Origin of the sequence: Acinetobacter sp. Lyrl_1 (genome assembly GCF_051948795.1) — a bacterium.
Classification (GTDB): Bacteria; Pseudomonadota; Gammaproteobacteria; order Pseudomonadales; family Moraxellaceae; genus Acinetobacter; species Acinetobacter towneri.
Map to the genome: position 1 here is coordinate 18,210 of NZ_JAYJLK010000019.1, position 26,508 is coordinate 44,717.

The window sequence follows — 26,508 nt, forward strand, 5'->3', positions numbered from 1 at the left end:
AGCATGCACTACCAAGTCCATCTTATTGATGCGCAAAAACCATCACAAAACTATATTTGGTTGCTTGAACATTGTGCCAGCAAACAAGTGGTGGTGGTTGACCCTACCGATGCCAAACCTGTTGAAGATTTTTGCCAAAATCTTGGTTTAGAGATCGCGCAAATTTGGTTGACGCATTGGCATCAAGATCATATTGGCGGTGTGCCTGAACTCATTGCAGAACGTAATTTACCTGTTTATGGGCCACGTGAAGAATTGAGCAAAATTCCGTTTATCACGCATCCTTTACAAAACCAAGACCATATCAATTTTCATGATTTACAGGTCGATGTTATTGCCGTTCCGGGACATACCTTGGGGCATATTGTGTATTTTATAGATGCGTTGGATGTATTGTTCTGTGGCGACACTTTATTTGCGATGGGCTGTGGGCGTGTTTTTGAAGGTACATATTTGCAAATGTATCAATCTTTAAACCGCTTGGCAGCGCTGCCTCCGCGTACCCGAGTATATTGCACCCATGAATATACATTGGCGAATGCACAATTTGCACTGCATGTAGAACCCTACAATGTTGCCATTCAAGAGCGTTATCAACAAATTGAAAGTTTACGCATGCTTAATCAACCCACTTTGCCAAGCAGCATCGAACTAGAACTGGAAACCAATCCATTTTTAAGAGCCGAAAGTGTCGAAGAGTTTCAGAAATTACGTGAACTCAAAGACAACTTTTAAATTGATGCTTTGATCATAAAGCATCTGATATTTCTCTCGGATTATAAAATCTGATTACTGGCAGCAAACTCATCTAATTGAGTTTGCGTCACCACACGCACAGCATTCATTTCATCGACCCGCACCAACAGCAAATTGGACAATGCAAGCTGATAACGGCGTGCGCTGCCAAAAGGCGTATAATCCACTTTGGATTGTGAGGAAAACAGTAACCAATCTTCATGCCCAAGCATCACAGCAACAGGCTCTAGTCCTTGATTTTGCATCTGCTTCACCATGCACTCCACCTGCTGTTGAATTGTTTGTGCGGTCATGTCTATTTCCCAAATCTTCAAACTCAACCATAGTATAAGCTAATGTCTATTAGGTACCGACATGCTCCATACTAATCTCCATTGCATTAAATTAAAGCTTGGCATAAAAAATGGATAATCTTTATGTGTTAATGCTGAAAATAAATACAGCCTAAAATTAAAAATCATTAACAAAATATTTCTAAGTCATCTTTTGGCAATACATTTAAGAACTTAAAATTAATTATGCCACCTCAATTAAAATAATAAATATCAATAATTTACAAATAAATAATTCTTTTAAAATATTCTAATTGCTTAAAAGGACTTTAGATTTCTAAAAATCAGTGAAAAAAATGTCAAAGAAATACATTTCTGCCCTTTAAAAATTCAAGAAATATCCCTATTAATAATTAAATAAATGGATAGGAGTTCTCTCGTGAAAAAAGTTGTTAAAGCAAAAAATTTAATTGCGTTTCGTATTTGGTTAGAAAAATTAGGTTATTCAGTCAAAAATTTGGCGGATGGTCACGGTTTCACATTTAGCTTTCAAAAAGAATATGGTTTGGTCACTTGCGAGCTTTCTGGTAATGCTTTAGCAATGAAATTAGGCGAGGAATTTGAAGACCATTTAAAAGCATAAGTACTTATACAATATAGATAAGTATGCGATAACGGTTGAACTTGATAGGATGCAAAAATAAAAATTCAAATCGTATTTCATCAACACTTAAAGATGATCTTGCCCATAACCTGTTTATGGGCTTTTTTTTATACTGAACTTTAAATCTTAAAATACATCTAAGCCTTGTCAAAGAGATGCAATGATTTAAAGCTAAAATAACAGGCAATAAAAAAGCAAGGTCATTGCCTTGCTCTTTAATGTATGGTGGGGACGGAGAGACTCGAACTCTCACACCTCGCGGCGCTGGAACCTAAATCCAGTGCGTCTACCAATTTCGCCACGTCCCCAACATCGGGTACCAACTGAGTTGTTGGATTTTAATTTGGCAGAGGATCAAGGATTCGAACCTTGACGAACGGTTTTGGAGACCGTCATGCTACCATTACACCAATCCTCTGTAACTTAAAATCAAGCTGACTTGATATTTAAGTGGTGGGGACGGAGAGACTCGAACTCTCACACCTCGCGGCGCTGGAACCTAAATCCAGTGCGTCTACCAATTTCGCCACGTCCCCGATGGCTGTGTATATTATAGAGATCACTTCCTGATGACAAGCCTTTTTTATAAAAAAGCACAATGACTGTTTAAATAAAAAACAAAAAACTATTTTTTGATTTTTTCTTAAGCATATTCAGCCACTAAGCCATAATTTCAACTCTGCAATACTCGTTGCACGCTGCGAATAGGACTTTGCCAACATGTGATTCAGCAGTGGTAAAAATGCTTGTAGATGCGTAGAAAGTTGGATATGCAATCTTTGACAATGTAAATACGCCCAATCGTGGTAACTATTTGCCTGCAAGCGTTGTTGCGTTAACCATTCATAAAAAATAATGCCTAAAGCATAAATATCACTTTGTGCAGTTTTGAGCTGTCCGTGAAATAATTCTGGTGCCATATAACGTGGCGTTGCAGTCATCCCCTGACATTGAATATCTGCAATTTGCTGTACTTGCTCAAAATCTAACAGTTTGATTTGCCCATCCAACTGCACAATATGTTCAGCTTTTAAGTCAGCATGAATCCAACCCAATTGATGTAATGCTTCCACTGCTTCAAAGACACGCAAAAATATGTGTTTAATCGCTTCTGTATATTCAGGTAAATTACCCATCACAAAAACAGCTTGCGCTTCAGGTAAAATTAAAGCACGTGAATAGACCTGTGAATAATGCGATGAAATGTCATGTGAATTACCCTGCGACTGAATATGAATGGGTGCAGCATCCATCAATTCACATGGCAATAAAAAAGATAAATATGATGATTGCGCGTACTGTTTATAAAAGTTCCATTCTTGTGCAAAACCCTGCTCTACTGTCGCATGAACACCTTGTTGTTGGGCTTTCAGCCAATAAAACTGCCCTTGATGTTCAAAACGATAGATATGCCGACCATATTGCAAACTTTGCGCTTTACTGCGCAGCTCGAACTGCGCAGTATCTAACTGTTGAACATCCAAATTTAAAACATTAAACAACACTTGCGCCAGTGCGCATTTCTGCTGCGACTTCGGTGGATACCTCTATTTGAGCTGCATTTAATAACTCTAAGCAATGTTGCAAAGTTTTACCGACACGTGCATGTGTTTCAATTGATGAAATTTTCGGCCAAGTCGCACGCTCGCCTTCACGCTGTAAAATTTTAAATAAATGTGGTTTCGGGTTTTGCAACATATAGCTGTAATGACGCAGGTTATAGCTTCCTACAATATTCACATCACCATAATAGCGTTGATCGACAATGCCATAGCCATGATCTAGCAAACGACGCACTGGCGGTACAGCTCCTGCGCGCTCACGTACAAAATCCATTACCCCACGACTAATGACTTTGCCCTGACGACGAATAATCCGTTCTGGCCAACTCAGCATATCTTTACGATAACGCTTAATATCATCCTGCATAAAAGGCACTACATGCGGATTGACCTGACTGGCGATGGTGTAGTTAATATTATACAAACGTGCCATTTTTTCCTGTGGGAAATCGCTACGCACACTGCCATCCACCCAACGGGTTTTACCCATATATGGAGTGTGTTCGCCATCATAACGCTTGTTGGTTAAACGTACTGGTGGAAATAAAATTGGCACAGCACACGAGGCCAACACCGCACTCCAAACCAACAAATCTGGCGCAGTGAAGCTGTTCATAATGCGTGAGTCTTGCGATGCATCATAAGGCGCAACCGCCACATTAATATGCAAACCTGATTTTTGAAAAGCTTCTTCAAACGTGGTATCGCCCAAGTTTTTGATCAGGAATTTTTTTAAATAATGCACATCGGCAATTCCACCATTGCCTTTAAGAATTTCGCGCATTTGTCTAAACTGAAATGCTTCGTGGAAAAATGACTCACCACCCAAAATATGCTGTACTTCTTCAGGTTTTGCGATGCCTAGCATTGCAGTCATTATTGCACCCGCGCTCGAACCCGACAGCACTTTAGGCATTAAATCCTGTTCAAGTAAGGCCTTACAAACACCTGTATGAAACAAACCTAGCGTTGCCCCACCAGAGAACATCAAGGCAGGTTGTCCGTATGCAGTTTGGCATTGCTGAAAAAACTCTATTTTTTCTACTTTGGTTAAAGCCTGACATTCATCTGAAGCGACAAAAGCCAAACTTTTACTGACTTCATCCACATAATCTTCAATAATTTTTTTAGTACCCACATAGGTTGCAGTAAACAACATCGGATGGGCAATATTGGCGATGTCAAAAGTTAAACCTTCACGCAAAATATAAATTAAATCGTGACTGCGTTCGGTGGTGCGATAACGGCGTAATAAATTTAAACGATGCGAGATAATTTCCGCATCAAAATATGGCGAACTGTTGTCATATTTCCATTCTTGCGCACCAGTTTCTTCATCTATACGAATGGCAATACTTTTCCATTCTTCATACGATTCGGCATTTTGAATTTGGCGCTTGAGTTTTTTTATGCGATAGGCTTGATGCGGATTAACATCTTCGGTGAAATCTTTAAATAACATAGCATTCCTCAATCCGTTGGTTTATTCGCAGCACTACGCTTGCCTATGCCTACTATACACAACAATATCTAAAAAATTGTAATACGCGTCAATGACTCGATTCACACTTTGATTGTCAAATCTAGGTCAATTGCGCTAGTCTTAAAGTGTAGCAATCTGATCTGCATTTTTTAAGCTGAATTATCATGGCAAACCTAGATTTACCCGACAACATCTTATTATCACTTTCTCATGTACTCCAACAACTACAGCAAAGTTTACCTGCTTTAAAACAAGAAACCGACTTTTCCGCCATCGCATTCAAATGGCAAGATCGACAATTGATAGCGATTCAACAACCAAGAAAAATTGATTTAGATGATTTAAAAGGCATCGAAAAGCAAAAAGAAAAAGTCATTCAAAACACCTTGCAGTTTTTAAATGGCTTACCTGCCAATGATGTGTTACTTACAGGCTCACGCGGTACGGGAAAATCATCTATTGTACGTGCCCTATTGACCGAGTATGCCAATCAAGGATTACGTTTAATTGAAATTGAACGCGATGATTTGTCTGAATTGCCAGAAATTCAAAAAATCATTCAGCATCGTCCTGAAAAATTTATTGTCTACTGTGATGATTTAGCTTTTAACGCAGAAGATGAAAATTATCGTAGTTTAAAAAGTGTTTTAGATGGTTCATTACAATCAGGTTCCAGTAATTTTATTATTTATGCAACCAGTAACAGACGTCATCTATTACCTGAATTTATGCATGAAAATACACCTGTCACTCGTGTAGATGTACCGCAATATACTGAGTTGCATCCTCAAGAAGCAATTGAAGAGAAAATTTCACTGTCTGATCGCTTTGGTCTATGGCTGTCGTTTTATCCAATGGATCAAAATCTATATTTAGAAATTGTGGAGCATTATTTACACAAAGCCGAAATGCCAATGACTGCCGAAGTACGTGCAGAAGCATTAAGATGGTGTCAGGCACGTGGACAGCGTTCAGGGCGTGCTGCCTATCAATTTTCTAAACACTGGATTGGCTCGCAGCAACTTAAAGCACTTTAAATATTTTAATGGGTTGTTTGCATATAGAAGATAGTCAGCAACCCACTCTATTTAAACGCGCTAAATGACTGAGCGACTACTGACCTTGTTCTGCAGCAATCCGTGCCAATGTGTCTTTATAAAATTCTTCGCCATGCGCCTGCATTTCTGCCACAGTCGGCTCTCCTACATATACTTCTTGCGGTACTGTCGCTTCAGGTGTGATAGCCGAAGGATGAGTTGCTGCAGTAGTCAAACGAGTCGGTACTTCGACCTGTTGGGCTGTCACTGAACTCGGCTGATTTTCTGTACTATTTATATTTTGCTGTATTGACTCAGCCCCTTCGCAAGCGGTCAATACCATCATCCCCATCACACAAATAATGCAAAATGTATTTTTAAATCGCATGTTTATCTCAATTGGTTTTATATTAAATATCTACCAAAAATCATAGTTTAAAGTTGAAAACACAACAATTGGACAGGATTCACAGATTTAAATACTGCTGTCAGCTACTTTATGGATTTCTATAAATTGTAGGATGAGTGCACAAAAAAAATAAAGCAGTTCTATTTGAAACCAATACGTGAAATAAAGTTTGGGATAGAATATGACTATAAAATTTCAGAAAAATTATTAAAAAATACTTATATTACAATTATTTAATTTTAGTTAACAAGATCAACTTTAGTCCATTGTATTATTTTCTGAACCCATTATTCGCTTAAGATGTAATCTCTTTAAAACAAACAACGGTTAAAAAATAATGTTTAAATTTAAAAATTTGTTAATAACGGTAAGTTTAATCACAACGCTTACAGCATGTACACAAGTGAAAACGCAAGAATATTATGCTGAGAACTTAGATGAGGCTAAAAAAGTTTTGCAGAAGTGCGAAGAAATAGCCAATCAAGGTAAATCACTAGAAGGTAAAAAATTAGAAAACTGCAACAATGCGGGGAATGCTGTGATGCAAGGCATGATGAAAGATCTTACCAAAGGTTTAATGGACGCAATTCGCTAAGTTTTAAGTATTCGTTTCTAATATTAATGTAAAAATTTAGCATATAAAGTCAGAGGCAGATTATTGCCTCTGATTGATTTTATGCTACGAACAACTTAACCCGCAGTTGGATTGGTAAGCTCCGTCATCGGCCAACGTGGTGTAGTCGTAACCGATAAACCATCTTGCTGCCCTGCTTTTAAACGCTGATAGCCCGCAAAAGCAATCATTGCACCATTGTCGGTGCACAATGCAGGTTCTGCATAATAAACCGTTGCACGAATTTTAGCTAAATCTGCTTCTAAACGCTCACGTAACCGAGTATTTGCACTCACCCCACCCGCGATCACCAAGCGTTTTAAACCTGTTTGTTTTAAAGCTTTTACCGATTTTTTCACCAAAGTATCAACAATCGCTTCTTGGAAACTTGCCGCAATATCGGCATCACGGTTTTCATCACCTAACTTTTTCATTTGTACTGAAACCGCAGTTTTTAAACCGCTAAATGAAAATTCTAAGCCTTGGTGCAACATTGGACGTGGAAATTCAAAAGCTTTGGCATCGCCTTGTTCAGCTAGTTCGGCGATATTTGGCCCACCCGGATACGGTAAACCCATCATTTTGGCAACTTTGTCAAAAGCCTCGCCTGCAGCATCATCAATCGACTCGCCTAACAATTCATATTGGCCAATGCCATAAGCTGCCATGAGCTGTGTATGTCCACCCGAAACCAATAAAGCGACAAACGGAAATTCTGGCGGTGTCGCAGACAATAATGGTGCAAGCATGTGCCCTTCCATGTGATGCACCCCAATTGCAGGTTTATTTAAGGCAAAAGCTAAAGTTCGTCCAAATAATGCGCCTGTCATGAGTGCGCCCATTAGCCCCGGCCCACGGGTATAAGCCACTGCATCAATTTCAGATTTTTTGACTTGGCTCTGCTCAAGCAATTGATTGATTAAAGGAATAAGTTTGCGCACATGGTCACGTGAAGCCAGTTCGGGTACCACACCACCATACTCTGCATGCAATTTAATTTGGCTATACAGTACTTGCCCGCGCAAACCTAACTCGCTGTCATACAGTGCAAGTCCTGTTTCATCACAAGATGTTTCTAAGCCTAAAACGATCATTAAATTGCCTATAACCTGTATCAATTCTATTGCGAAACCTATTATAGACTTGTGATATGAGATGTAAATGAGTAAAATACTGACCTTCACTTGTGATCGTGGGCAATTTCGCCCAGATCTTATCCATAACTTAATGAGGATTCTTCATGCCACAAGTTAAATTGAAAGAAGGCGAACCAGTAGACGTAGCTATCCGTCGTTTCAAACGTTCTTGCGAAAAAGCAGGTGTTTTAGCTGACGTACGTAAGCGTGAATTCTACGAAAAACCAACTCAAGAACGTAAGCGCAAAAAAGCTGCTGCTGTTAAACGCTACCAAAAGAAATTGGCGCGTGAATCAGTACGTACTACTCGCCTTTACTAATTAATTTGTGATTGCCTGTCTGGATTAAATGATGACGACTTTAAAAAACCAAATTACTGACGTTTTGAAAGCGACAATGCGCGCCAAAGAAATGGATAAGTTAACGGTAATTCGTAGTCTACAGGCGGCAATTAAGCAAATCGAAGTCGATGAGCGCAAAGAGCTTGACGATGCTCAGGTTCTTGCGGTCATTGAAAAGCAAATTAAACAACGTAAAGAATCGGTTAAAGCCTTTGAAGGCGCTGGCCGAGAAGATTTAGCTAGTAAGGAACAAGCCGAAATTGAGGTGTTATCTCAGTTTCTACCAGAAGCTATGACTGAGGAAGAACTTGATTCCATGATTGCGCAAACCATTGAAGCGCAACAAGCTACTAGCATGAAAGATATGGGTAAGGTGATGAACTCTCTGCGTCCGCTCATAGCCGGGCGCGCCGATCCTGCTCAAGTATCTGCCAAAATTAAAGCCAAATTAAGCTAATTAGCTCACCCCAAATTTGTGCTTCTCCGAACACTGATTTAAATGTCAGATTAAGCCCGCTTTAATCTTTCTATCTAATGCTATTAAGTAAAATGCTAAACCTAGGATGAGATAGATTATCTATTCACCCTTAGACACTTCTGCTTTAACTTTTTACTTTAAATCGCAGTTCACTTGATATTTTTTCAGTAATTGCATTTCTTTAGATGTGCTGACCTGCTGAATCACGTCCTGTTTATTAATATTCTGATAACGACGATCCAAATAGGCACGGTTTTCATCTGCTGCCTGATATAAACGATCAACATAACGACTAACAATGCCGCAAAACTGCTGCTGTTGCTGCGGATTAAAACCCTGCTGTTGTGGGTTTAAGCCTCGTAAAAACTGTCGGGTATCTTGTTTATATTGCGCATTAATTTCTTCAACAGCCAACACATACTGCTCTGCACTCGCAGCATAGACATTTTGCAAGGTCATCCCCAAAGTAAGGCATAAATAAATATATTTTTTCATTTTCAAGTCAGGGTCGTTTCAACTCAAGTTCTATTTTAGCATTGTATATTCGGTGAATAACTATTCACACGACTCAATTGCCAAAAAGTTGGGTTTGTATTGCGCAAATGCTTGCTCACATGGTTCGGGAACTTTGCCTTGAGTCACTGTCCCTAAGCGTAAGCGAATAATATCGGGTAAATCTAGCCGATAAGAATAAATCGGGCTGCCACACTCCTGACAAAATACCCGTGCTTTATTGGGACTATGAAAATATTCTTTTAGATATTTTAAGCCACGCACCACTTCAAAATGTTCGCGTGCCACTGGACTATTCCATCCCATAATACCGCCTTGCGCACGACGGCAATGCTGGCAAAAACATAATATTGTTTTTTCAATTTCGGCATGGTAACGGTAATACACCGCACCACATAAACATTGTCCCTCAATCATTCTTAAACTCCTTTTCTTTATTGTTATGCCACCGTATGTACGCCCGACTTATATTTTTAACTGTCGTTCTCTTTGCATTTCAGTCACACGGTTTTTTATATTTGCCGACATCGCCTGATTGTCTTTGGCTAAACGCTGCGCGTGCAGTAATGATTTAATTGCCTCTTCTTCCCAACCTGACCAATACTGTACTTCTGCACGATACCGTAACACATTTACCGTGCGTAATGCAGAGCTTCGGTCTACATTTGCCGCTTGCTGCATTAAATTCCATGCCGATAAATCACGTGGATTTTTTTGCAAGAAATCCTTCAAAATACTTTCTGCTTGCGTAGTTTGATTTTGACGAATCAAAACCTCGGCCCATTTATAATTCAGCGCACGATTTTCAGGCATAATTCGCGCAGGTGAACCAATTGTTTTGAGCGCTAAATCAATTTTATTTTGCCCTAAATAAATGTCAGTTTGAATAAGTGTCAATAAATTATGTAAACGATTGTGACTTTTGGCCTGATCTATACTTTGTTGCGCCAAAACAAAATCGCCTTGCTGGCTATAAAAATAAGCCAAAGCCAAATTCGCCGCAAAATGGTTACGGGTTGCAAATGCTTTAAGCTGCTGTTCTGTCGCCTGCTGCGAAACCACCAAACTATATAACTTTAAAATCTCAAAGTCTTCATCACGCAGCGAGGTTGGCACTGGTGGCAATTGATTGGCACGTAAACGCGCCTCACTCATCCGCTCTGTGGTTAAGGGATGGGTAAACCAAAAGTCAGGTAAGAAGCTCACTCGACTCGTAGTACGGTGCATCACCTCAAAAAAGTCTGCCATGCTTTGTGGGTTATAGCCTGCGCTATACATATATTGCATGCCAATGCGGTCTGCTTCACGTTCCTGATTACGGCTATAAGTCAATTGCTGATCCATTAAAGCGGCTTGAGAACCCATCATCACCGCTGCGCCTGCATCACCATCGGCATGTGAGGCAACCAATGCTCCAACCACAACCCCAGCCAGTGCCAACAAACCCTGTCCTTTAAATGCCTCTTGGGATCGGCTGTAATGACGTTGCGACACATGAGCAATTTCATGCGCCATCACGCCCGCAACTTCATCCATATTACGGGCAGAATTAATGAGACCTGTATTTAACGCAAATAAACCACCCGGCACAGCAAAGGCATTAATTTGTGGATCATTGATAATCAGCAATCCAATCGGTTGTCCTAATTGAGTTTGGCTGAGTAGATGCGAAAATGTATTGATTAATTGATCTTCCAACCACGGGTTTTGCGTGACAGGCATTTTACGCTGCACTTTCCGATAGACTTTTTCACCAATACTGCGTTCTTTTTGCTGATCAATTAACCCCAGACCACTGCCAATTTCAGGCACATTAAATTGTGGTGTGGTGGTTAAATTGGCACTTTGGGTTGTCGCAATACTGGCAAAACTCAAACCGCAAATCAGTAATAGACGTTTCAATGGATGATCTCAAATACATATCTTGCATAATGATTCACTATAACATTGAAAAATGAACGCATTTGCAATGATGTGTTATCAATTTTTACCAAATCATCTTTAACTTTAAAGCGTATAGCATGCAGGATTGACCACATATTGCGGACAACGCCCTTCCAACGCATCAACCAAATTTTTATAGGCCAAATTTGCCATTTTTTTTCGAGTTGCTGCGGTTGCCGAACCAATATGTGGCAAAGTCACGACATTATCTAACTCAAATAATGGCGATTCTTGCAGTGGTTCTTTGTCATAGACATCCAAAGCCGCGGCAAAAATTTTGCCTGCTTCTAAGGTCTGAATAAGTGCCTGCTCATCAATGACTGAACCACGCGAAATATTGACCAAAATTGCATGTGACTGCATTAAATCAAGTTCACGCTGACCAATTAAGGCTTTAGAGTCTGCATTTAAATCGACTGCCAGCACCACAAAATCAGACTGTTGCAGCAATTCATCCAGACTTAAATATTCCGCATTGAATGCCTGCGCCACTTCCATTTTTTCACGACGATTGTGGTACACCACCTTCATATTAAAACCATGAAATGCACGCCGTGCGATAGCCGCACCAATATGCCCCAAACCTACAATACCAATGGTTTTACCATAAATATCCTGTCCAAACTGCGCTGCACCCACGGTACGTTTCCATTGCCCTTGTTTAGTCCACCGATCTAAATATGGCACTTGTCGTGCTGCACTCATCAATAAAGTAAAGGCTAAATCTGCTGTGGTTTCAGTCAAGACATGCGGTGTATGGCAAAGACTAATCTTTTGTTGGGTTAAATAATCTACATCATAGTTGTCGTAACCGACACTTACACTCGAAATCACTTTGAGTTTAGTCGCAGTATGCAAGTTGCTTTGATTAAGCAAGCGCCCTGCACCAATCATGCCATCCGCATCTTGCACATGCTCAAGCAACTGTTGATTCACGTCACCCAACTTCGGGCTGACCTGCACCACCTGATAATCTTGCTCTAGCTTACTTAAAATTTCTGCATCAATTTGACTAAACACTACCACTTTTTTACGCATGATTATCCCTGTTTCGTGTCTACAATTGCTTGTATATGTAGAGTTTTAAATATCTGAATTGACTTAGGCTTTAGGCTGTAACGATGTGATTTGTATCGCATCCCACAGACTTTTTTTCAACAGCGGTTGATCTAACATCTCTTGCAAGCTGGCTAAATGCAAACATTGTTCAGATTTAAAATGTGGTAATTGACCTAAAATCAGCATGTTTTTATCTGTGCTCAAGACATCAACAAAACCTTGCACATAATTTTCTACCCCGATGCCGTCTTGTAATACTTCTAAAGCAAAAGGCCATTGCAATACGTGATATTCGGCCTGTAGCGCATGTTGAATATTACGCCACAATTGTTGCTGTTCCTGACTCAAGGTAGTGCTTTCTACCAAAATGACACAATGTGGCAACTGCAAAGCTTCAATACTAAATGCTTCAATTTGCAGCATGACACGCGCTTCAGGAACAACTTCTGGCGCGGCCGCTTCAACTGTCGTATGTTGCGGAGATGGTTCTTGCTTAGGCTTTTCGTGAATAATCGGCTGTTGTTGTTTTAATTGTTGAGGTACTGTAGCAGGAACAATAATTTCGCTGTGTATTTCAGGTGCAGCTTGGTCGCGCCAAACCGATGATTGTGGCAAAGTTTGAGACACAGCCATTCTGGAAACCCAAATATCGATTCCCAAACTGGCTAAAATGTCACGCTGATGCCCCATCATGTTTATCATCACCCATCTAATTTTTCGCTGCACGTATTTATCACAGAACAACATGCAAGATAGCACCTATTCTACCTAGAAAGGTCGCACGATGCTGTGCTTTCTTTAACCCAATCTGATCTATTTAGATGATCCAGAAAACTTGCTTTAAACACACCTAGTCAATCAGTGTCACACAATCATCAAACTGTTTTGTTTTTGCATTTGCTCGACAATTTCTTCGGTTTTAAAACCTAAACGCCAATAGAGCAACTCCAAAACATCCAATTCATCTTGGGTGATAATACGGTCATTCCACAAACAAATTTCAGCAATGCCTAACACCATCAGTCGATCACGCAGCAGCAAACCTGCCATATCATTTAAAATTTCTGATAAATCAATCGGTTCATCTGAAATTTCTTCATAATCAATCAATTCATCTGCAGTTAAAACACGTTCTAAAATACGTTCACGTACATCTAACTGATTAACACTATTAATTTGCTGCACATGCAATAAAGCATCGATTAAACGTACAATTTGCGGTTTAACTTCGTGTAACGCTGCAGGTGTATGTAAAGGCAGTAAGTTTAATTCAAACTTGATTCGTTCAAGCAGCAAAGCATCTAACAAACCAATTTCACCATCTTCCTGAATGATTTTTGCCAATTTGGTTAAAAACTGCCGTGCGATACTCAGCGGCATACCACCAATATTTTTACATGCTTCATGGAAAATCGAGATATGTACTCGCCCATCCAAATTTAATAAAGCATCTACAATTGCACGGCTGACTTCTGCTTCAGCAGGAATAAATTCACGATATTGGCGAATCATTAAAATAGCAACAATCACCTCACGCGAACCCGTTGCCGTTTGTAAGGCACGCTGAATCAACTCTGGGCGCGGCATGTTATTACGAATTTCAGGCTTGAGGGGCTTAATTGCATCATTAATTGCAAAGCTAATTGGCGATAAGCGCAGCAAAGGCAAAGGTTGTGGTGAACTCCACGGCGCATAATATTCAGCATTCATTTCTTCTAACGAGCGAAATAGGCTAAACAAAGGCTGATTGCGTAAACGCTTCAAATTTTCTAGCTGTAAGTCTTGTACCAAGGTTGGATCAAGCTCAAAAATACGGGCTTCAATACTTGGATGAATGTTCATCCAGCTTTGCGGACTGAGCGAGTTAGCAAAGCACATGTGGGAAATAGATTCTGAATATTCACTATGAATTTGCGACCCTGCATGATGCACATAAATTCGCAGCAAAGTTTGAATATTGGCATTATTTTGAATCAAACGTTTGGTTTTTAAATCATTTTTAAAGGTACGTCCGCTTAGACTAATATATTTAATTAAGCGGGTAATCAACACGCCCAAGCTACCAAACAACCAGATACCACCACCTACAGCAACAAAAAAAGTCGCTAACTTATGTGGCGGTGCATCACGATGTTGTCCAAAGCCAAGTTTGGCGATGCTACTGCCCCACTTACTAAACGTGGTTAGGCTACTGTAGAGGATTTTAAGCTTGGTATTATCAATGGTTTCACCACTTAAAATATGGTTAAACTCATGGCTGAGTAGTCCATAAAGCTCTTGCTCATCCAAGTTTTGCAAAGCACCCCAAGTCAAAATAATCACAATATCTTTATGACTAAAGCCTGCAGTGAGGGCATTTACCCCTATTTCATCGGGCAATACATATACAGTAGGCGCTGGGATTTGAAAGGTATCGGCCAATTGTTCGGTCAGTTTAAGTGCGGTACTTTCTTCTGGGGTACTTTCGAACTGGGTTAAACGACGCGCACCCAATTGTTTTGCCAAAGAATGACCACCTGAGCGAAAAACGTAAAATTCCAAAATAACGGATACCGTCATAATCAGCACCAAGACCGTAATCCAGTATGGGCTTAGACTGTGCCAATAGATGGATTGGCTTGAATCGACATAATAGACCAACAGACCCAAAACTGTGTTTAAGATAAACAGGGTCAAAGCGACTGCAACCAAACATAAAATTGCAGACCAAATCATATTTTTGTTTTTAATCAAGTAACTACTCACAGACCTCAATGTAAACATCCTGAATTACATTGTATTTGAGCCACCATCATAAATGAAAAAAGCGGGAATTTCCCGCTTTTCTCACTGAGCTGATCAGAAAAAAAATTAACTCTCTTTTACACCAGTTAAGTCTACTGACGCGGCATCAATATTGACATCAATATAACCATCTTTGCCTTTTTTAGCCAAGTCGTTGCGCTTTTGCTCAAGATCATTCAGATAAGCTTCGTCAATTCCGCCAGCTACATACACGCCATCAAATACTGAACAATCGAATTCAGTTAAATGCGGTACTTTATGGGTACGAACGGCTTGTTTTAAATCTTCTAAATCTTGGAAAATTAAACGGTCTGCACCAATAATTTCACGAATTTCTTCGACATTACGGTTAGACGCGATTAATTCATCTTTGGCTGGCATATCAATACCATACACGTTTGGATATTTCACCATTGGCGCTGCAGAAGCAAAGAATACTTTTTTCGCCCCAGCATCACGTGCCATTTGAATAATTTCGTTACAGGTCGTACCACGGACAATCGAGTCATCCACCAACAGTACATTTTTGCCTTTAAACTCAAGCTCTACAGGGTTCAGTTTTTGGCGCACTGATTTTTTACGCAATTGCTGACCTGGCATAATAAAGGTACGTCCGATATAGCGGTTTTTCATAAAACCTTCACGGAATTTAACCCCTAAAGTATTTGCCAATTCTAAAGCTGATGTACGTGATGTATCTGGAATTGGAATAACGACATCAATATCGTGTTGCTCGCCCCACTCTTGGGTAATTTTATGCGCCAGTTTTTCACCCATTTTCAAACGCGCTTTATACACTGAAATACCATCAATGGTCGCATCTGGACGAGCAAAATATACATATTCAAAAATACATGGGCGATATTCAGGTTTAGCGGCACATTGCTGGGTAAATAATTCACCTGCGTCATTAATAAAGATCGCTTCACCCGGCGCAATATCACGTTCAACTTTAAAGCCAAGTGCAGTAATTGCCACAGATTCTGATGCAATAATATATTCCATGCCCTGTTCAGTTTCACGTGAACCGTAAATCAATGGACGGATACCATTTGGATCACGGAAGCCAACCAATCCTTGACCTGTAATCATAGCAACAACGCCATAAGCACCCTTACAACGCTCATGCACACGGCTGATCACATGAAAAATATCTTCTGAAGTTGGGTTTAATTTGCCACGTTTTTGCAATTCATGTGCAAATACGTTCAATAACACTTCTGAGTCAGAATCGGTGTTCATGTGACGTAAATCTGTTTTAAACAGATCTTCGTGAATTTCTTCGGCATTGGTCAAATTACCATTGTGTGCCAAAGTAATCCCGTACGGCGAGTTCACATAAAATGGCTGCGCTTCGGCACTGCTTGATGAACCTGCAGTTGGATAACGCACGTGCCCAATACCATAATTACCTTGCAACGCACGCATGTGACGTGTATGGAATACATCACGCACCATACCGTTATCTTTACGCAAGAACAAACGCCCATTGTGGCAAGTTACGATCCCAGCTGCATCCTGTCCACGATGTTGTAACATCGTTAATGCATCAAACAACATTTGGTTAACAGGTGATTTACCAGCTATACCAACAACTCCACACATAGCAACCTCGCAGACCAGCTAGGGATTAATAAAAAGGATTATTCGTTGAGCCATCTGCGCCAGAGCGATTTTCTTTTGCGTCAGATGCGATGTCGGAAGATGGCGCGGCATCTTTCGACTTGATGTGCTGTAAAGCCTCATTGGCAGCGTCTTTGGACAGTTCTGTTGCCCACGGTGCATACGGCAATAAAGTTTGTACAAATTTAGACTGTTTCCAATAAGGCGAGCTTTCGACCCAAGGACCAATGCCTTGAATGGTAATAAGGACAATGAGTAAGCCTTTCAAGGTACCAAATGCACCGCCTGCCAAACGATTTAATGGGCCAAGCTTCAAGCTCTTTAAAACACCATTTAGAACAGCGGTTACAATCCAGGTCAGTACCACAATTACCAAGACAATAAATGCAAAGGCTGCAATTTTTTGTACCACAGGATCGCTACTGAGTGCTGTCATCGAAGGTGCTAGGACAACTGCATATTTTGCCGCAACAATTAGGGCAAAAATCCATCCTACCAAGTTCGCAAAGGCTTTAATAAATCCTTGTCGCAAACCGTTCAACCCTCCAATAAGCAAGAGAATCAGAATAACGATATCAATGGTATTCATAAGTTATAAGGCGTTCACACAATCTTGAACCAGCTCAGGACCTGCATAGATTAAACCACTATACACCTGAACCAAGCTTGCACCTGCATTTTTTTTGGCAACCGCTTGTTCGCCCGACAAAATGCCACCGACACCAATTAAAGGAATTTCACCTTTCAGTGCTGCTGAAAATGCTGCCAAACATGCAGTACTTTTTTCAAACACAGGCGCGCCCGATAAACCACCAGCTTCATCGCCATGCGGCAAGTTTTCTACGCCTTCACGCGACAAAGTGGTATTGGTCACAATCAGGCCATCAATTTTGAATTGCAATAATTGCTTGGCAATAAACTGAATATCTTCAGGGTCTAAATCTGGAGCAACTTTTAAGACCAACGGCACATAATGTTGATGTTCTTCGGCCAACTCCAACTGACGCTGTTTGAGGGTTTGCAATAATTCAGTCAGCGCATCACCACTTTGCAAACTGCGCAAATTTTTGGTATTGGGTGATGAAATATTTACAGTAATATAAGAGGCATAGTTATAGACTTTTTCTAGACAAATCAGATAATCATCTACCGCATTTTCAACAGGCGTATCGGCATTTTTACCAATATTAATCCCCAAAATGCCTTTAAATTTTGCCGCTTTGACGTTTTCAATCAGCTGATCGACCCCATCATTATTAAAACCCATACGGTTAATAATGGCTTTGGCCTGCGGAATACGGAATAAACGTGGATGCGGATTGCCCGCTTGAGGACGTGGCGTAATGGTGCCAATTTCAATAAACCCAAAGCCTAAACCAGCCAAGGCATCAATATACGCACCATTTTTGTCTAGACCTGCTGCCAAACCTACTGGATTAGGGAATTCAATTCCCATACACGTCACAGGTTTCGCTACAGTCTTTTGACGCATCAAGCCCATTTTATGGCTCGATTTCAATAGTGATAGTGTCAGCTCATGTGCACGCTCTGGTGCTAAAGAAAATAACAACGGGCGGGCTAGAGAATACAACATATCTGCAAAAGTCTACTGCTTTCTAAGTCGCCATATTATAGGCTTAGCCCAGTCAAAACGCTATGCTTGACATGGGTTTATTTTCCGAGTTTCGGACTTTATTTTTAACCTTTACTGGACTGTCGCTGTTAATTTAATCTGCCCTGCTTCAGAAATTAATTCCATTTTTTCAATACTTAAACCCATTTGCGCCAATTGGGTTAAAAAATTTGCCAACACGGCATAATTGACATGACTCGCTACAAGTTGCATCTTGTCACCACTTTGCTGCGAAGCAACCGATAAACCCTGTTGCTGAGCCACACGCTGAATTTTATCGGCTGCACTGAGTTGAGCATCATTAGCTGGTTTCATGGTGACTGCATGAGTTTGCATCACCACCACCAAATCTTTAAGATCATTCACCCGTTTTTGCTGTTTTTCGGCTGCGGCATGCATATACCACAATGCAGAACCCACCGCAGCAACGATCACAAAGATTGTGGTAAACACCACCAAAACACGCTCACGTGTATTTAAACGATCTAAATAATCTTGCACCAGTTCAATACGTTGATCGAACCAAGTCGACATTTTTTCCATGGCTTTCATTATTGTATTTTCACCAATCCTACTGCACCTGACGCGCTCGGCTGAATATTACCCAGCTCGACCTTAAAACCCTGCTGATTCAATTGCTGAGTGAGCGCTTGCAAGGTCGCTGCCGAATTAGCATTCAATTCCATGTTCAACATATTGGCATCAAAACTCACACGATTAGCCACAATTTGATTTTGCATCAACACAGGGCCAACACGACTGAGCAATTGCAGCGCTTGAGTATCTGCATTTTTACTCATGCGTACCTGACTTTCAAACTGGCTTTGAATATTTTGCTCGGTAATACGACTATTTGCACCAAACCAATATTGATATTGTTCTATGGCTTGAACCGCTGTTTGATCTGCTACTTTTTTAAGTTTGCTCCAACGCAGTGCATCATAGCTAAACTGTACAATTAAAATCCCAAGAAATACTGCTGCACAGGCTTTCCAATAACCTGAAACACCCGTGTCTTGCTTGGATTTTGGCAGCATATTGAATGGATGCTGTTTGGCTTTCACTAATGCAGGTACTACATAATGAAAGCTTTCTAATTGTTCTTGTGTTGCAAATGCTTCAATACTTTGCATTTGTTCTGCACTAAAGTTGGTGATTTTATAGTTTCGTTCTGCAGTTTGATAATCTAGATAAAGTGCCAGATCATCAACTGAATAACCTAAAAATTCACTTTCACGTACCAACAAGCGTCCGCAAATATTTCCAATCACCGTTTGCCCTGGTTCAGGTTGCGGCAAAATTAAAAAATCAGGTAACAATGCACTGATTTTAACTGGCAACAAACTTAATACATGCAAATAGGTTTCAATACTATGCTTGGCAACTCCCAGCACGGTTATTTGCTCAGGTGGCTGAAAATGATGAACCACCTGCATCGCATCAATTGGCAATACGGTATATTCTTCTAATAAATACTTCACGCCATCGGTACCCAATTGTTTATATTGAGCTTTAGGCAAAGTTTGTTGCATGATTTGCACATCACGGCTTGGGAAAAACACCACAGCATCTTTTCCTTGAAAAGCCTGCAATGCCTGAATCAAGGCATCAAGACTATCTGCCTCTGTCCAGTATTCCCCATTTGACCATTGCCAAACCCCATTGGCTTCTGGCATCCATAAATACAGCATTATTATCGTTCTACCGTTGAATTATATTTAACTTTATACATTTATTTTATGCGTTTGGAATAAAACTTTTGATTTGGGTTGAAAGCCCCGCAGCAATTACTGCCTGCTCATAAATCCGTGCTTCTGCCAAATGATAGGGATGGAATGATTCTGAAGTCAAAATCTCTGCCATGTGCGCCACTACATTCATGTGACACACCACTGCAATTGACTCATACGGCAATTGTGACAACCATTCCACAGCAACTTTTGCATCATCTTCAGGTTTAATGGTATTGCAGACCACCACAGGCACATCTTTAAAATATTGCTGCAAATGTGCCAAAGTTTCTTGTGCACGCAGTAAAGGACTGACTACAAACACATCGGGCTGAATGATATTTTTTAAATAATCTGCCGTTTCTTGTGCTTGTATATGACCACGCTCAGTCAATGGGCGCTGATGATCATTGCCCATAATCGCAGGAGCGGCTTCACCATGACGAACAAGAGTCAGTTGCATAGAATTTCCTTATAGGATGATACACATTAAGTTGTGTCAATTTAACTCAAATTATGCGCTCAGTATAACCTGAGAATATGACAATTCAGTTCACCAAACTGTCATATTCCACGCAAGTTTTTACCTACTGTGGCGCAGTTTTATGGATGTAAAACTAAACTTGATGATGCGGCAAGACAAATTCCACATCACTGCGATGTCCATTTTTCATTAAAGACAGTGCAATATTCATAGGCGGCGCACCTTCAAAAATCACTTCATAAAGCGCACAAGTGATTGGCATATACACATCTAATTCATTCGAGCGCGCCCGCACTTGCACGATGGTATTAATCCCTTCGGCTGTTTGCCCCAATTCTTCTGTGGCTTGTTCCAAAGTTTTGCCTTTGCCCAATGCATAACCCACTTGATAGTTACGACTCAATGGACTGCTACACGTTGCAAATAAGTCACCGACACCAGACAACCCTAAGAAGGTCAATGGATTTGCACCAAGCTTAACCGCAAAACGACTCATTTCTGCCAAAGCGCGGGTTAAAATCATACTCTTAGTATTTTCACCCACGTTATAAGCGGCTGCCATGCCCATTGCCACAGCATAAATATTTTTTAGCGCACCGCCTAATTCCACACCATTCACATCATCGCTGGCAAAAACACGGAATAATGCACTGTGTAAAGCTTGCTGCACTGCATAACGCACCAATTCAGAATGACTGGCAATGACCGTACCTGCAGGCTGCCCCGCCACAATTTCTTTAGCAAGGTTTGGGCCAGACAATACGCCATACGGCACTTCAGGCAATTCTTCGCGGATAATATCGCTCATAAAACTAAAGGTTTTGGCTTCAATACCCTTGGTTAAAGACACCACTGCTTGCGCACTAATAAAAGGTTTAATTTGACGCAACACATCACGGAAAGAATGACTTGGAATAGCCACTAAAATAATGTCACGGTCACGAACTGCAGTTTCCAAATCTGAAACGGCTCTTAAACCCTGCTCCAACTGAAAATCTGGCAAATAACGTCGATTAATATGCGTTTCATTAATTTCTTTGGCAGTTGCTTCATCACGAATCCAAATCATCGTGTCGCAGCCATTACGCACTGCTGTATTGGCCATTGCTGTGCCAAAACTGCCACCACCCAATACTGTAATACGTAACGCAGTTTTTCGATCTACTGCAACAGGTTCAACCAAATCGGTAAAATTTAATTCTGACATTATTGTTATATCCTAAAAAATAAAGACTTATGCGTTCCAATAACGAACATAAGCTTGCGTATTCAACTCAGTGCGGGCAGGAATGGCTTTGGCTGCTGTTCCCACATAAATAATGCCTGAAATTAAATCATCTGCATTTAAGTTTAAAGCTTGTTTCAGCAAGTTTGACTCAACGACTGCACCACTGCGCCACATACTGGCAAAACCCTGCGCCTGCAAAGACAATAAAAAGTTCTGTACCGCAGCACCTGTACTTAAAGTCTGCTCAAAACATGGCACTTTTGGATGATCCTGAAATTGTGTTAACGCCAACACTAAAAGTGGCGCACGAAATGGATGCTGTTTCACTCGCTCCAACTGAACCGCATCGGTTTCGCCCATGTCTGCCAAGGCTTGAGAAAGTAACTCACCAAATGCTGCACGTTGCTCGGCAGTAATCACCACAAAGCGCGTAGGTTTTAAACGATGATGATCTGGTGCGGTTAAAGCTGCCTGAAAAGCCATTTCTAGCTGCTCAGTATTTGGTGCAGGTTCAACTAACTGCCCCGTAGACTGACGTTGATGAATATTTTGATGAACGATTTCTACCGCTGTATCCGTCATTGACTTATATAACTATTTCAAAAAGCTCGGTTAAGATTAGCATAAACTCAAAAAATTGCGCTATTTCCGTATGCTTATTTGCAAGATTCTGATTAGGGTCTATATGTCTGCACTTTTAAGATGAACCTGCTCAGCACATCTAAACAATGATGCTTTGACGCATTCATCTATAGTTTAAGAGCATGAAAATACATTATGGATTGGGTTTGATGTGTATAAATGAATGACGAATTATCAACACAGCCTATACAGTGTCTACATCTAAAACCATCCAGATTATGTTCAACTAGATCAAATTGTTATTTTCAATCTCTACACATTTGAATTGAAATATCATCAACAAACAATACGCGCTACAGCGTTTTAGCCCCGAGGTAGATATGAAAAAAATAGTCGCCTTTTCTAGCCTTGCCGTTTTTGCACTTTTAACCGCATGTGCCACCACGCCAAATAATTCTCTTGCCATTCAAAAAGAAAACAACCTATATGAAGTCACAGGTTTAGGTAAAAGTAATATTATTGCCAAAAATAATGCAATTACAGCTGCCAATAAAACCTGTGGTACTCGTGCCGCTCCAGTCTTGGTTGATGAAAAAACATCTTATAACGGCGCACTCAAAGGTGTAGTCGATGAGCAAACGGGACAAATGATTCAGGCGGCAGCAACTGTTTTAGGTACAATTGCGGGACGTAATACTGATATTGCCCGTGATGATGATTATCAAACTGTGCTGACCTTTAGATGTCAGGCAAAGTAAATTATTACAGCACGACATAAGAAGCAAATACAAAAAAGTCGCTCCACTGAGAGCGACTTTTAAACTAAGAACAGCAGGATTTAAACTAAAAAATAGCTTAAATGAGTAATTAGCAATAACCATCTAAACGTGTTAATGGCAATTTTTGACCAATAGCTTTTTCAATTTCTGGTAAATAGAACGCATCATCTTCCGACAAGAAGCTAATACTCACACCACGTGTACCTGCACGACCTGTACGACCAATACGGTGCACATAATCATCTGACTGTTCAGGCAAAGTGAAATTCACCACATGCGAAACACCATCGACATGAATACCACGCCCTGCAACGTCTGTTGCAATCATGATGTTATGTTTGCCATTTTTAAACTGATCCAGCATTTTTAAGCGTTTGTCTTGGGCAATTTCACCTGACAACATCACCACTTTATAGCCATCACGCTTTAAATGATCATAAAGCTTACGCACCTGATCACGACGATTGGCAAAAATCATGACTTTTTCAATCGGCTCATCACGTAAAATTTCTTCAAGCAATTTATATTTGTCGGTTTTGGCAACCATATACACTCGTTGCTCAACATCAGCATTGGTTTTCTTTTCAGGTTCAATTTCTACCGTAACTGGTTCAAATAACCATTGCTGTGCCAAATTCAATACATCGTAACTAAAAGTTGCCGAGAACATTAACGTCTGACGCTGTTCCTTACGCGGTGAATAACGCACAATGCGTTTTACCGATGGAATAAAGCCCATATCCAACAAGCGGTCTGCTTCATCAATCACTAAAAATTCAATTTGATCGAGCCAAACTTCTTTTTGTTCTACAAAATCAATCAAGCGCCCTGGTGTCGCAACAATAATATCGACAAAGTTTTTATTGAGTTGTGACTTTTGCTTATCGAAATCTACACCACCCAACAAAGTCACCACATTTAAGTCGGTAAATTTGGTTAAGTCTTTTGCATCACTTTCAATTTGCAAAGCTAATTCGCGTGTAGGTGCCAAAACCAATGCACGTGGTTCACCACGATAACGCTGTCCTTGAATTGGGTTATTCAATAAATCGTTGATCACACTAATTAAAAAGGCAGCAGTTTTTCCTGTACCTGTTTGCGCACGACCAATGGCATCATGTCCAGCCAAAGTAAATTTTAAAACCTTTTGCTGAATTGGCGTCATTTCCTTGAAACCCAAAGCATCAATAGCCTGTTTCAATTGCGGATGTAAATTTAAGGTTTCAAAACCAGATGACATAAATATGTGCTCGAACTTATACAGACAAAAAACTGACCTATTATAAACAGAAATACAAATAAAAAACGCCCCAATCAGGATTGGAGCGTTTTTTTAGAATAATCGAGTGATTAGTCTAATGGCTGTACTTCTTCAGCTTGGAAGCCTTTTTGGCCTTTTACTACGCTGAATTCAACACGTTGGCCGTCACGAAGTGAACGGTGGCCGTCACCTTGGATCGCACGGAAGTGAACGAATACATCGTCGCCGCCATTGCGTTGGATAAAGCCAAAGCCTTTAGTGTCGTTGAACCATTTAACTACGCCTTGTTCACGAGCTGTCATAAGTTAATCCTCATTGATTAAAAAGAAGGACCACCCGGTGTTGCAAACAGCAGAGCAAACAAAGTTTAAAAATATTTTTATTTCTAAGCTTGTAATCATTCTGTATAACTATTAACAAAATCCCGGTTACATCCATTTGTAATAGGGCGACAAACAACGATTGTCTATCTAAAATCCTAAATACGCATCGAGCTTAACACGGCTTTATGACAATTAATAGATTTTTTTTGATTTATCTTGTTCAGTTTGAAACGAGTTGAACAAATAGAAAATTTTTATTTCTGTTAAGTGACTTAGCACAATTTTGATCTATAAATTTTATTGCAAATATCTCGCAAAATAAGCCAATTCTCTTGCCCTTATGCGCAGTAAGCCGCGCAATGAATAGTCTGGATGCTTCAGATGAAATTTATTTGGGATTTGTGAGCGAATTTGCTAATATGATCATTCTGTTTTTTAAGGCGAAATTTTACTTCAATGCTGTGTGATGCTGAACAACCTATCATAGTGATTGATGCCATGGGACAACCTTGTCCTATGCCTTTATTGATGCTGAAACGTGCCCTTAAACATTCAGATTCTGCACGGTTTTTATTGAAGTCATCTGATCCGCACAGCCAGCAAGATGTGGCGCGTTATTGTCAGTTACATCAATACAGCTGTGAAGCAAGCCAGATTTCGGCAACAGAGTTTCATTATGTGATTGATGTTGCCAAGCCAAAATCATCGCAATAAGTGCATCTATTTGATTGTTCATTTGTTTTAATGACTTAATATTCGCCGCTTATTGCTATAAAGATTTACATATCTACACCAATTTTACTTATTTAAGTAGAATATTGGCATTAAGATAAAGACATCGGTTATTTTACCTACCCAATCCTATAAGGAGATCTCATGAGTGACAGCAGCAATCAGTTGATGCCCCTGTCATTATCTGCACCAGGGGTAAACCTCGGGGCTTATATTAGTACTGTTAACCAAATTCCTATTTTAACGGCTGAACAAGAAAAAGAGTTAGCCGAGCGTTATTATTACGATCAAGATTTAGACGCGGCCAAAATGTTGGTCATGTCGCATTTACGTTTTGTGGTGCATATTGCACGAAGTTATGCGGGCTATGGTTTACCGCAGGGCGATTTAATTCAGGAAGGCAACTTGGGCTTAATGAAAGCCGTGAAACGCTTTGACCCGAATATGGGCGTGCGTTTGGTGTCATTTGCCGTGCATTGGATTAAAGCTGAAATTCACGAATATGTTATTCGTAACTGGCGTATTGTTAAAATTGCCACCACCAAAGCACAGCGTAAATTGTTCTTTAATTTGCGTAGCCTCAAAAAATCTAGCAAGAAACTGACGCTTGAAGAAGCACAATCTATTGCCAATGACTTAAATGTGACTGCAGAACAAGTCTTGGAAATGGAAGGTCGTTTAACGGCTTATGACGCAGCTTTTGAAGCACAGGGCGATGATGACGATGAAGGTTCAACTTATGTTGCACCTGCATTGTATTTGGAAGATAACCGTTACGACCCTGCACGTTTAGTCGAAAACGAAGACTACGAAGAACAAAGCACTTCTGCTCTGCATGAAGCTATGGAGCAGTTGGATGATCGTTCACGTAATATTTTGCAGCGTCGCTGGTTAGATGATGATAAATCGACCCTGCATGAATTGGCAGCAGAATATAATGTTTCAGCAGAACGTATTCGTCAGCTCGAAAAAAATGCCATGGAAAAAATTAAAGTGGCAATGTCATCAAACTAAACTGACACTCTCAAGATGAATACAAACACATCGAAAAATAAAATTGGGCAAACTGCCCTTTTTTATTG

Annotated in this window: 30 protein-coding genes and 3 tRNA genes; 9 read left to right on the forward strand and 24 right to left on the reverse strand. The window is 40.3% G+C overall.

Annotated features, from left to right (window positions below; all coding sequences use genetic code 11):
* Positions 1-3: 3 nt before the first annotated feature.
* The gene (gloB, locus tag VF675_RS07750) at positions 4-735 is read left to right on the forward strand and encodes a hydroxyacylglutathione hydrolase (RefSeq protein ID WP_440205024.1); all 732 of its coding nucleotides are present in this window, start codon (positions 4-6) and stop codon (positions 733-735) included.
* 41 nt (positions 736-776) lie between these two features.
* Here gloB and VF675_RS07755 read toward each other — a convergent pair whose 3' ends face one another.
* On the reverse strand, positions 777-1,049 hold the full coding sequence (locus tag VF675_RS07755) for a hypothetical protein (protein ID WP_440205025.1): 273 nt from the start codon (positions 1,047-1,049) through the stop codon (positions 777-779).
* 418 nt (positions 1,050-1,467) lie between these two features.
* Between VF675_RS07755 and VF675_RS07760 the strand changes: the two genes are divergently transcribed.
* Entirely contained in the window at positions 1,468-1,671 is a 204-nt protein-coding gene (locus tag VF675_RS07760) for a hypothetical protein (RefSeq protein ID WP_004971452.1), read from the forward strand.
* Positions 1,672-1,915: 244 nt separating this feature from the next.
* On the opposite strand, the gene VF675_RS07765 is transcribed toward VF675_RS07760, so the two are convergent.
* The 5 genes from VF675_RS07765 to VF675_RS07785 form a co-directional block, all read right to left on the reverse strand.
* Positions 1,916-2,000 (reverse strand) — tRNA-Leu (locus VF675_RS07765).
* Between the two features lie 36 nt (positions 2,001-2,036).
* Positions 2,037-2,110, reverse strand: a tRNA-Trp gene (locus tag VF675_RS07770).
* Positions 2,111-2,143: 33 nt separating this feature from the next.
* Positions 2,144-2,228: transfer RNA gene (locus VF675_RS07775), tRNA-Leu, on the reverse strand.
* Positions 2,229-2,345: 117 nt separating this feature from the next.
* Entirely contained in the window at positions 2,346-3,197 is an 852-nt protein-coding gene (locus tag VF675_RS07780) for a protein kinase domain-containing protein (protein ID WP_004971453.1), read from the reverse strand.
* Positions 3,187-4,716 carry a DUF3336 domain-containing protein gene (locus VF675_RS07785; RefSeq protein ID WP_104851817.1) on the reverse strand — a complete coding sequence of 510 codons (1,530 nt, stop codon included), beginning with the start codon at positions 4,714-4,716 and terminating at the stop codon, positions 3,187-3,189. Before VF675_RS07785 ends, VF675_RS07780 begins: the two co-directional genes overlap by 11 nt.
* A 185-nt stretch (positions 4,717-4,901) precedes the next feature.
* On the opposite strand from VF675_RS07785, the gene VF675_RS07790 reads away from it, so the two are divergent.
* Entirely contained in the window at positions 4,902-5,774 is an 873-nt protein-coding gene (locus VF675_RS07790; protein WP_096902520.1) for an ATP-binding protein, read from the forward strand.
* Positions 5,775-5,850: 76 nt separating this feature from the next.
* Here the strand turns inward: VF675_RS07790 and VF675_RS07795 are convergent, their stop codons facing one another.
* Complete coding sequence (locus tag VF675_RS07795; protein ID WP_096902521.1) at positions 5,851-6,162, reverse strand: hypothetical protein; 312 nt, start codon at positions 6,160-6,162, stop codon at positions 5,851-5,853.
* A 358-nt stretch (positions 6,163-6,520) separates the two neighbouring features.
* On the opposite strand from VF675_RS07795, the gene VF675_RS07800 reads away from it, so the two are divergent.
* Positions 6,521-6,778, forward strand: coding sequence for an EexN family lipoprotein (locus tag VF675_RS07800; protein WP_131261333.1), 258 nt, complete (start codon positions 6,521-6,523; stop codon positions 6,776-6,778).
* Between the two features lie 95 nt (positions 6,779-6,873).
* Here the strand turns inward: VF675_RS07800 and tsaD are convergent, their stop codons facing one another.
* Positions 6,874-7,890 (reverse strand): tRNA (adenosine(37)-N6)-threonylcarbamoyltransferase complex transferase subunit TsaD, encoded by a 1,017-nt coding sequence (gene tsaD, locus VF675_RS07805; protein ID WP_346781393.1) that lies wholly within the window; start codon positions 7,888-7,890, stop codon positions 6,874-6,876.
* Between the two features lie 146 nt (positions 7,891-8,036).
* On the opposite strand from tsaD, the gene rpsU reads away from it, so the two are divergent.
* Together rpsU and VF675_RS07815 are read left to right on the forward strand one after the other, a co-directional pair.
* The gene (gene rpsU, locus VF675_RS07810; RefSeq protein ID WP_001136722.1) at positions 8,037-8,252 is read left to right on the forward strand and encodes a 30S ribosomal protein S21; all 216 of its coding nucleotides are present in this window, start codon (positions 8,037-8,039) and stop codon (positions 8,250-8,252) included.
* Between the two features lie 31 nt (positions 8,253-8,283).
* Positions 8,284-8,730 (forward strand): GatB/YqeY domain-containing protein, encoded by a 447-nt coding sequence (locus tag VF675_RS07815; RefSeq protein WP_096902523.1) that lies wholly within the window; start codon positions 8,284-8,286, stop codon positions 8,728-8,730.
* Between the two features lie 153 nt (positions 8,731-8,883).
* Here VF675_RS07815 and VF675_RS07820 read toward each other — a convergent pair whose 3' ends face one another.
* The 14 genes from VF675_RS07820 to VF675_RS07885 form a co-directional block, all read right to left on the reverse strand.
* Positions 8,884-9,246: a hypothetical protein gene (locus tag VF675_RS07820; protein WP_004971462.1), complete on the reverse strand. Its 363-nt coding sequence runs from the start codon at positions 9,244-9,246 to the stop codon at positions 8,884-8,886.
* Positions 9,247-9,306: 60 nt separating this feature from the next.
* Positions 9,307-9,681 (reverse strand): GFA family protein, encoded by a 375-nt coding sequence (locus VF675_RS07825; protein WP_096902524.1) that lies wholly within the window; start codon positions 9,679-9,681, stop codon positions 9,307-9,309.
* Positions 9,682-9,729: 48 nt separating this feature from the next.
* On the reverse strand, positions 9,730-11,166 hold the full coding sequence (locus VF675_RS07830) for a M48 family metalloprotease (protein WP_440205026.1): 1,437 nt from the start codon (positions 11,164-11,166) through the stop codon (positions 9,730-9,732).
* 105 nt (positions 11,167-11,271) lie between these two features.
* Positions 11,272-12,246 (reverse strand): 2-hydroxyacid dehydrogenase, encoded by a 975-nt coding sequence (locus VF675_RS07835; protein WP_440205027.1) that lies wholly within the window; start codon positions 12,244-12,246, stop codon positions 11,272-11,274.
* 63 nt (positions 12,247-12,309) lie between these two features.
* Positions 12,310-12,960: a hypothetical protein gene (locus VF675_RS07840; RefSeq protein WP_180080213.1), complete on the reverse strand. Its 651-nt coding sequence runs from the start codon at positions 12,958-12,960 to the stop codon at positions 12,310-12,312.
* A 171-nt stretch (positions 12,961-13,131) separates the two neighbouring features.
* Complete coding sequence (locus VF675_RS07845; RefSeq protein ID WP_179995362.1) at positions 13,132-15,021, reverse strand: M48 family metalloprotease; 1,890 nt, start codon at positions 15,019-15,021, stop codon at positions 13,132-13,134.
* Positions 15,022-15,117: 96 nt separating this feature from the next.
* Positions 15,118-16,656 carry an amidophosphoribosyltransferase gene (gene purF, locus VF675_RS07850; protein ID WP_096902526.1) on the reverse strand — a complete coding sequence of 513 codons (1,539 nt, stop codon included), beginning with the start codon at positions 16,654-16,656 and terminating at the stop codon, positions 15,118-15,120.
* Between the two features lie 25 nt (positions 16,657-16,681).
* Complete coding sequence (locus tag VF675_RS07855) at positions 16,682-17,263, reverse strand: CvpA family protein (RefSeq protein WP_004971476.1); 582 nt, start codon at positions 17,261-17,263, stop codon at positions 16,682-16,684.
* A 3-nt stretch (positions 17,264-17,266) separates the two neighbouring features.
* Positions 17,267-18,268, reverse strand: coding sequence for a quinone-dependent dihydroorotate dehydrogenase (locus tag VF675_RS07860; RefSeq protein WP_004971477.1), 1,002 nt, complete (start codon positions 18,266-18,268; stop codon positions 17,267-17,269).
* Between the two features lie 111 nt (positions 18,269-18,379).
* Positions 18,380-18,859, reverse strand: coding sequence for a type II secretion system protein GspM (gspM, locus tag VF675_RS07865; RefSeq protein WP_440205028.1), 480 nt, complete (start codon positions 18,857-18,859; stop codon positions 18,380-18,382).
* Entirely contained in the window at positions 18,859-19,998 is a 1,140-nt protein-coding gene (gspL, locus tag VF675_RS07870; protein ID WP_179989334.1) for a type II secretion system protein GspL, read from the reverse strand. Before gspL ends, gspM begins: the two co-directional genes overlap by 1 nt.
* Before the next feature lie 46 nt (positions 19,999-20,044).
* Positions 20,045-20,500 carry a SixA phosphatase family protein gene (locus VF675_RS07875; protein ID WP_004971483.1) on the reverse strand — a complete coding sequence of 152 codons (456 nt, stop codon included), beginning with the start codon at positions 20,498-20,500 and terminating at the stop codon, positions 20,045-20,047.
* Positions 20,501-20,654: 154 nt separating this feature from the next.
* Entirely contained in the window at positions 20,655-21,728 is a 1,074-nt protein-coding gene (locus VF675_RS07880; protein ID WP_178318507.1) for an NAD(P)H-dependent glycerol-3-phosphate dehydrogenase, read from the reverse strand.
* A 27-nt stretch (positions 21,729-21,755) separates the two neighbouring features.
* Positions 21,756-22,331 (reverse strand): nitroreductase family protein, encoded by a 576-nt coding sequence (locus tag VF675_RS07885; RefSeq protein ID WP_104851808.1) that lies wholly within the window; start codon positions 22,329-22,331, stop codon positions 21,756-21,758.
* A gap of 380 nt (positions 22,332-22,711) precedes the next feature.
* Here VF675_RS07885 and VF675_RS07890 point away from each other — a divergent pair, with 380 nt between their 5' ends.
* Positions 22,712-23,089 (forward strand): hypothetical protein, encoded by a 378-nt coding sequence (locus VF675_RS07890; protein ID WP_004971490.1) that lies wholly within the window; start codon positions 22,712-22,714, stop codon positions 23,087-23,089.
* 109 nt (positions 23,090-23,198) lie between these two features.
* Here the strand turns inward: VF675_RS07890 and rhlB are convergent, their stop codons facing one another.
* Complete coding sequence (gene rhlB, locus VF675_RS07895) at positions 23,199-24,350, reverse strand: ATP-dependent RNA helicase RhlB (protein ID WP_004971493.1); 1,152 nt, start codon at positions 24,348-24,350, stop codon at positions 23,199-23,201.
* 110 nt (positions 24,351-24,460) lie between these two features.
* Complete coding sequence (locus VF675_RS07900; RefSeq protein WP_004648643.1) at positions 24,461-24,673, reverse strand: cold-shock protein; 213 nt, start codon at positions 24,671-24,673, stop codon at positions 24,461-24,463.
* 477 nt (positions 24,674-25,150) lie between these two features.
* On the opposite strand from VF675_RS07900, the gene VF675_RS07905 reads away from it, so the two are divergent.
* Positions 25,151-25,408, forward strand: coding sequence for a sulfurtransferase TusA family protein (locus tag VF675_RS07905; protein ID WP_179996549.1), 258 nt, complete (start codon positions 25,151-25,153; stop codon positions 25,406-25,408).
* A gap of 162 nt (positions 25,409-25,570) precedes the next feature.
* The gene (rpoH, locus tag VF675_RS07910) at positions 25,571-26,440 is read left to right on the forward strand and encodes an RNA polymerase sigma factor RpoH (RefSeq protein ID WP_004971496.1); all 870 of its coding nucleotides are present in this window, start codon (positions 25,571-25,573) and stop codon (positions 26,438-26,440) included.
* Positions 26,441-26,508: the final 68 nt, after the last annotated feature.

Excerpts from the sequence above, each read along its gene's own strand:
- gloB (WP_440205024.1), top strand. The coding sequence starts at position 4 with ATGCACTACCAAGTCCATCTTATTGATGCGCAAAAACCATCACAAAAC.
- VF675_RS07755 (WP_440205025.1), bottom strand. The coding sequence starts at position 1,049 with ATGACCGCACAAACAATTCAACAGCAGGTGGAGTGCATGGTGAAGCAG.
- VF675_RS07785 (WP_104851817.1), bottom strand. The coding sequence starts at position 4,716 with ATGTTATTTAAAGATTTCACCGAAGATGTTAATCCGCATCAAGCCTAT.
- VF675_RS07790 (WP_096902520.1), top strand. The coding sequence starts at position 4,902 with ATGGCAAACCTAGATTTACCCGACAACATCTTATTATCACTTTCTCAT.
- VF675_RS07795 (WP_096902521.1), bottom strand. The coding sequence starts at position 6,162 with ATGCGATTTAAAAATACATTTTGCATTATTTGTGTGATGGGGATGATG.
- VF675_RS07800 (WP_131261333.1), top strand. The coding sequence starts at position 6,521 with ATGTTTAAATTTAAAAATTTGTTAATAACGGTAAGTTTAATCACAACG.
- tsaD (WP_346781393.1), bottom strand. The coding sequence starts at position 7,890 with ATGATCGTTTTAGGCTTAGAAACATCTTGTGATGAAACAGGACTTGCA.
- rpsU (WP_001136722.1), top strand. The coding sequence starts at position 8,037 with ATGCCACAAGTTAAATTGAAAGAAGGCGAACCAGTAGACGTAGCTATC.
- VF675_RS07815 (WP_096902523.1), top strand. The coding sequence starts at position 8,284 with ATGACGACTTTAAAAAACCAAATTACTGACGTTTTGAAAGCGACAATG.
- VF675_RS07820 (WP_004971462.1), bottom strand. The coding sequence starts at position 9,246 with ATGAAAAAATATATTTATTTATGCCTTACTTTGGGGATGACCTTGCAA.
- VF675_RS07825 (WP_096902524.1), bottom strand. The coding sequence starts at position 9,681 with ATGATTGAGGGACAATGTTTATGTGGTGCGGTGTATTACCGTTACCAT.
- VF675_RS07835 (WP_440205027.1), bottom strand. The coding sequence starts at position 12,246 with ATGCGTAAAAAAGTGGTAGTGTTTAGTCAAATTGATGCAGAAATTTTA.
- VF675_RS07840 (WP_180080213.1), bottom strand. The coding sequence starts at position 12,960 with ATGATGGGGCATCAGCGTGACATTTTAGCCAGTTTGGGAATCGATATT.
- purF (WP_096902526.1), bottom strand. The coding sequence starts at position 16,656 with ATGTGTGGAGTTGTTGGTATAGCTGGTAAATCACCTGTTAACCAAATG.
- VF675_RS07855 (WP_004971476.1), bottom strand. The coding sequence starts at position 17,263 with ATGAATACCATTGATATCGTTATTCTGATTCTCTTGCTTATTGGAGGG.
- VF675_RS07860 (WP_004971477.1), bottom strand. The coding sequence starts at position 18,268 with ATGTTGTATTCTCTAGCCCGCCCGTTGTTATTTTCTTTAGCACCAGAG.
- gspM (WP_440205028.1), bottom strand. The coding sequence starts at position 18,859 with ATGAAAGCCATGGAAAAAATGTCGACTTGGTTCGATCAACGTATTGAA.
- gspL (WP_179989334.1), bottom strand. The coding sequence starts at position 19,998 with ATGCTGTATTTATGGATGCCAGAAGCCAATGGGGTTTGGCAATGGTCA.
- VF675_RS07875 (WP_004971483.1), bottom strand. The coding sequence starts at position 20,500 with ATGCAACTGACTCTTGTTCGTCATGGTGAAGCCGCTCCTGCGATTATG.
- VF675_RS07880 (WP_178318507.1), bottom strand. The coding sequence starts at position 21,728 with ATGTCAGAATTAAATTTTACCGATTTGGTTGAACCTGTTGCAGTAGAT.
- VF675_RS07885 (WP_104851808.1), bottom strand. The coding sequence starts at position 22,331 with ATGACGGATACAGCGGTAGAAATCGTTCATCAAAATATTCATCAACGT.
- VF675_RS07890 (WP_004971490.1), top strand. The coding sequence starts at position 22,712 with ATGAAAAAAATAGTCGCCTTTTCTAGCCTTGCCGTTTTTGCACTTTTA.
- rhlB (WP_004971493.1), bottom strand. The coding sequence starts at position 24,350 with ATGTCATCTGGTTTTGAAACCTTAAATTTACATCCGCAATTGAAACAG.
- VF675_RS07900 (WP_004648643.1), bottom strand. The coding sequence starts at position 24,673 with ATGACAGCTCGTGAACAAGGCGTAGTTAAATGGTTCAACGACACTAAA.
- VF675_RS07905 (WP_179996549.1), top strand. The coding sequence starts at position 25,151 with ATGCTGTGTGATGCTGAACAACCTATCATAGTGATTGATGCCATGGGA.
- rpoH (WP_004971496.1), top strand. The coding sequence starts at position 25,571 with ATGAGTGACAGCAGCAATCAGTTGATGCCCCTGTCATTATCTGCACCA.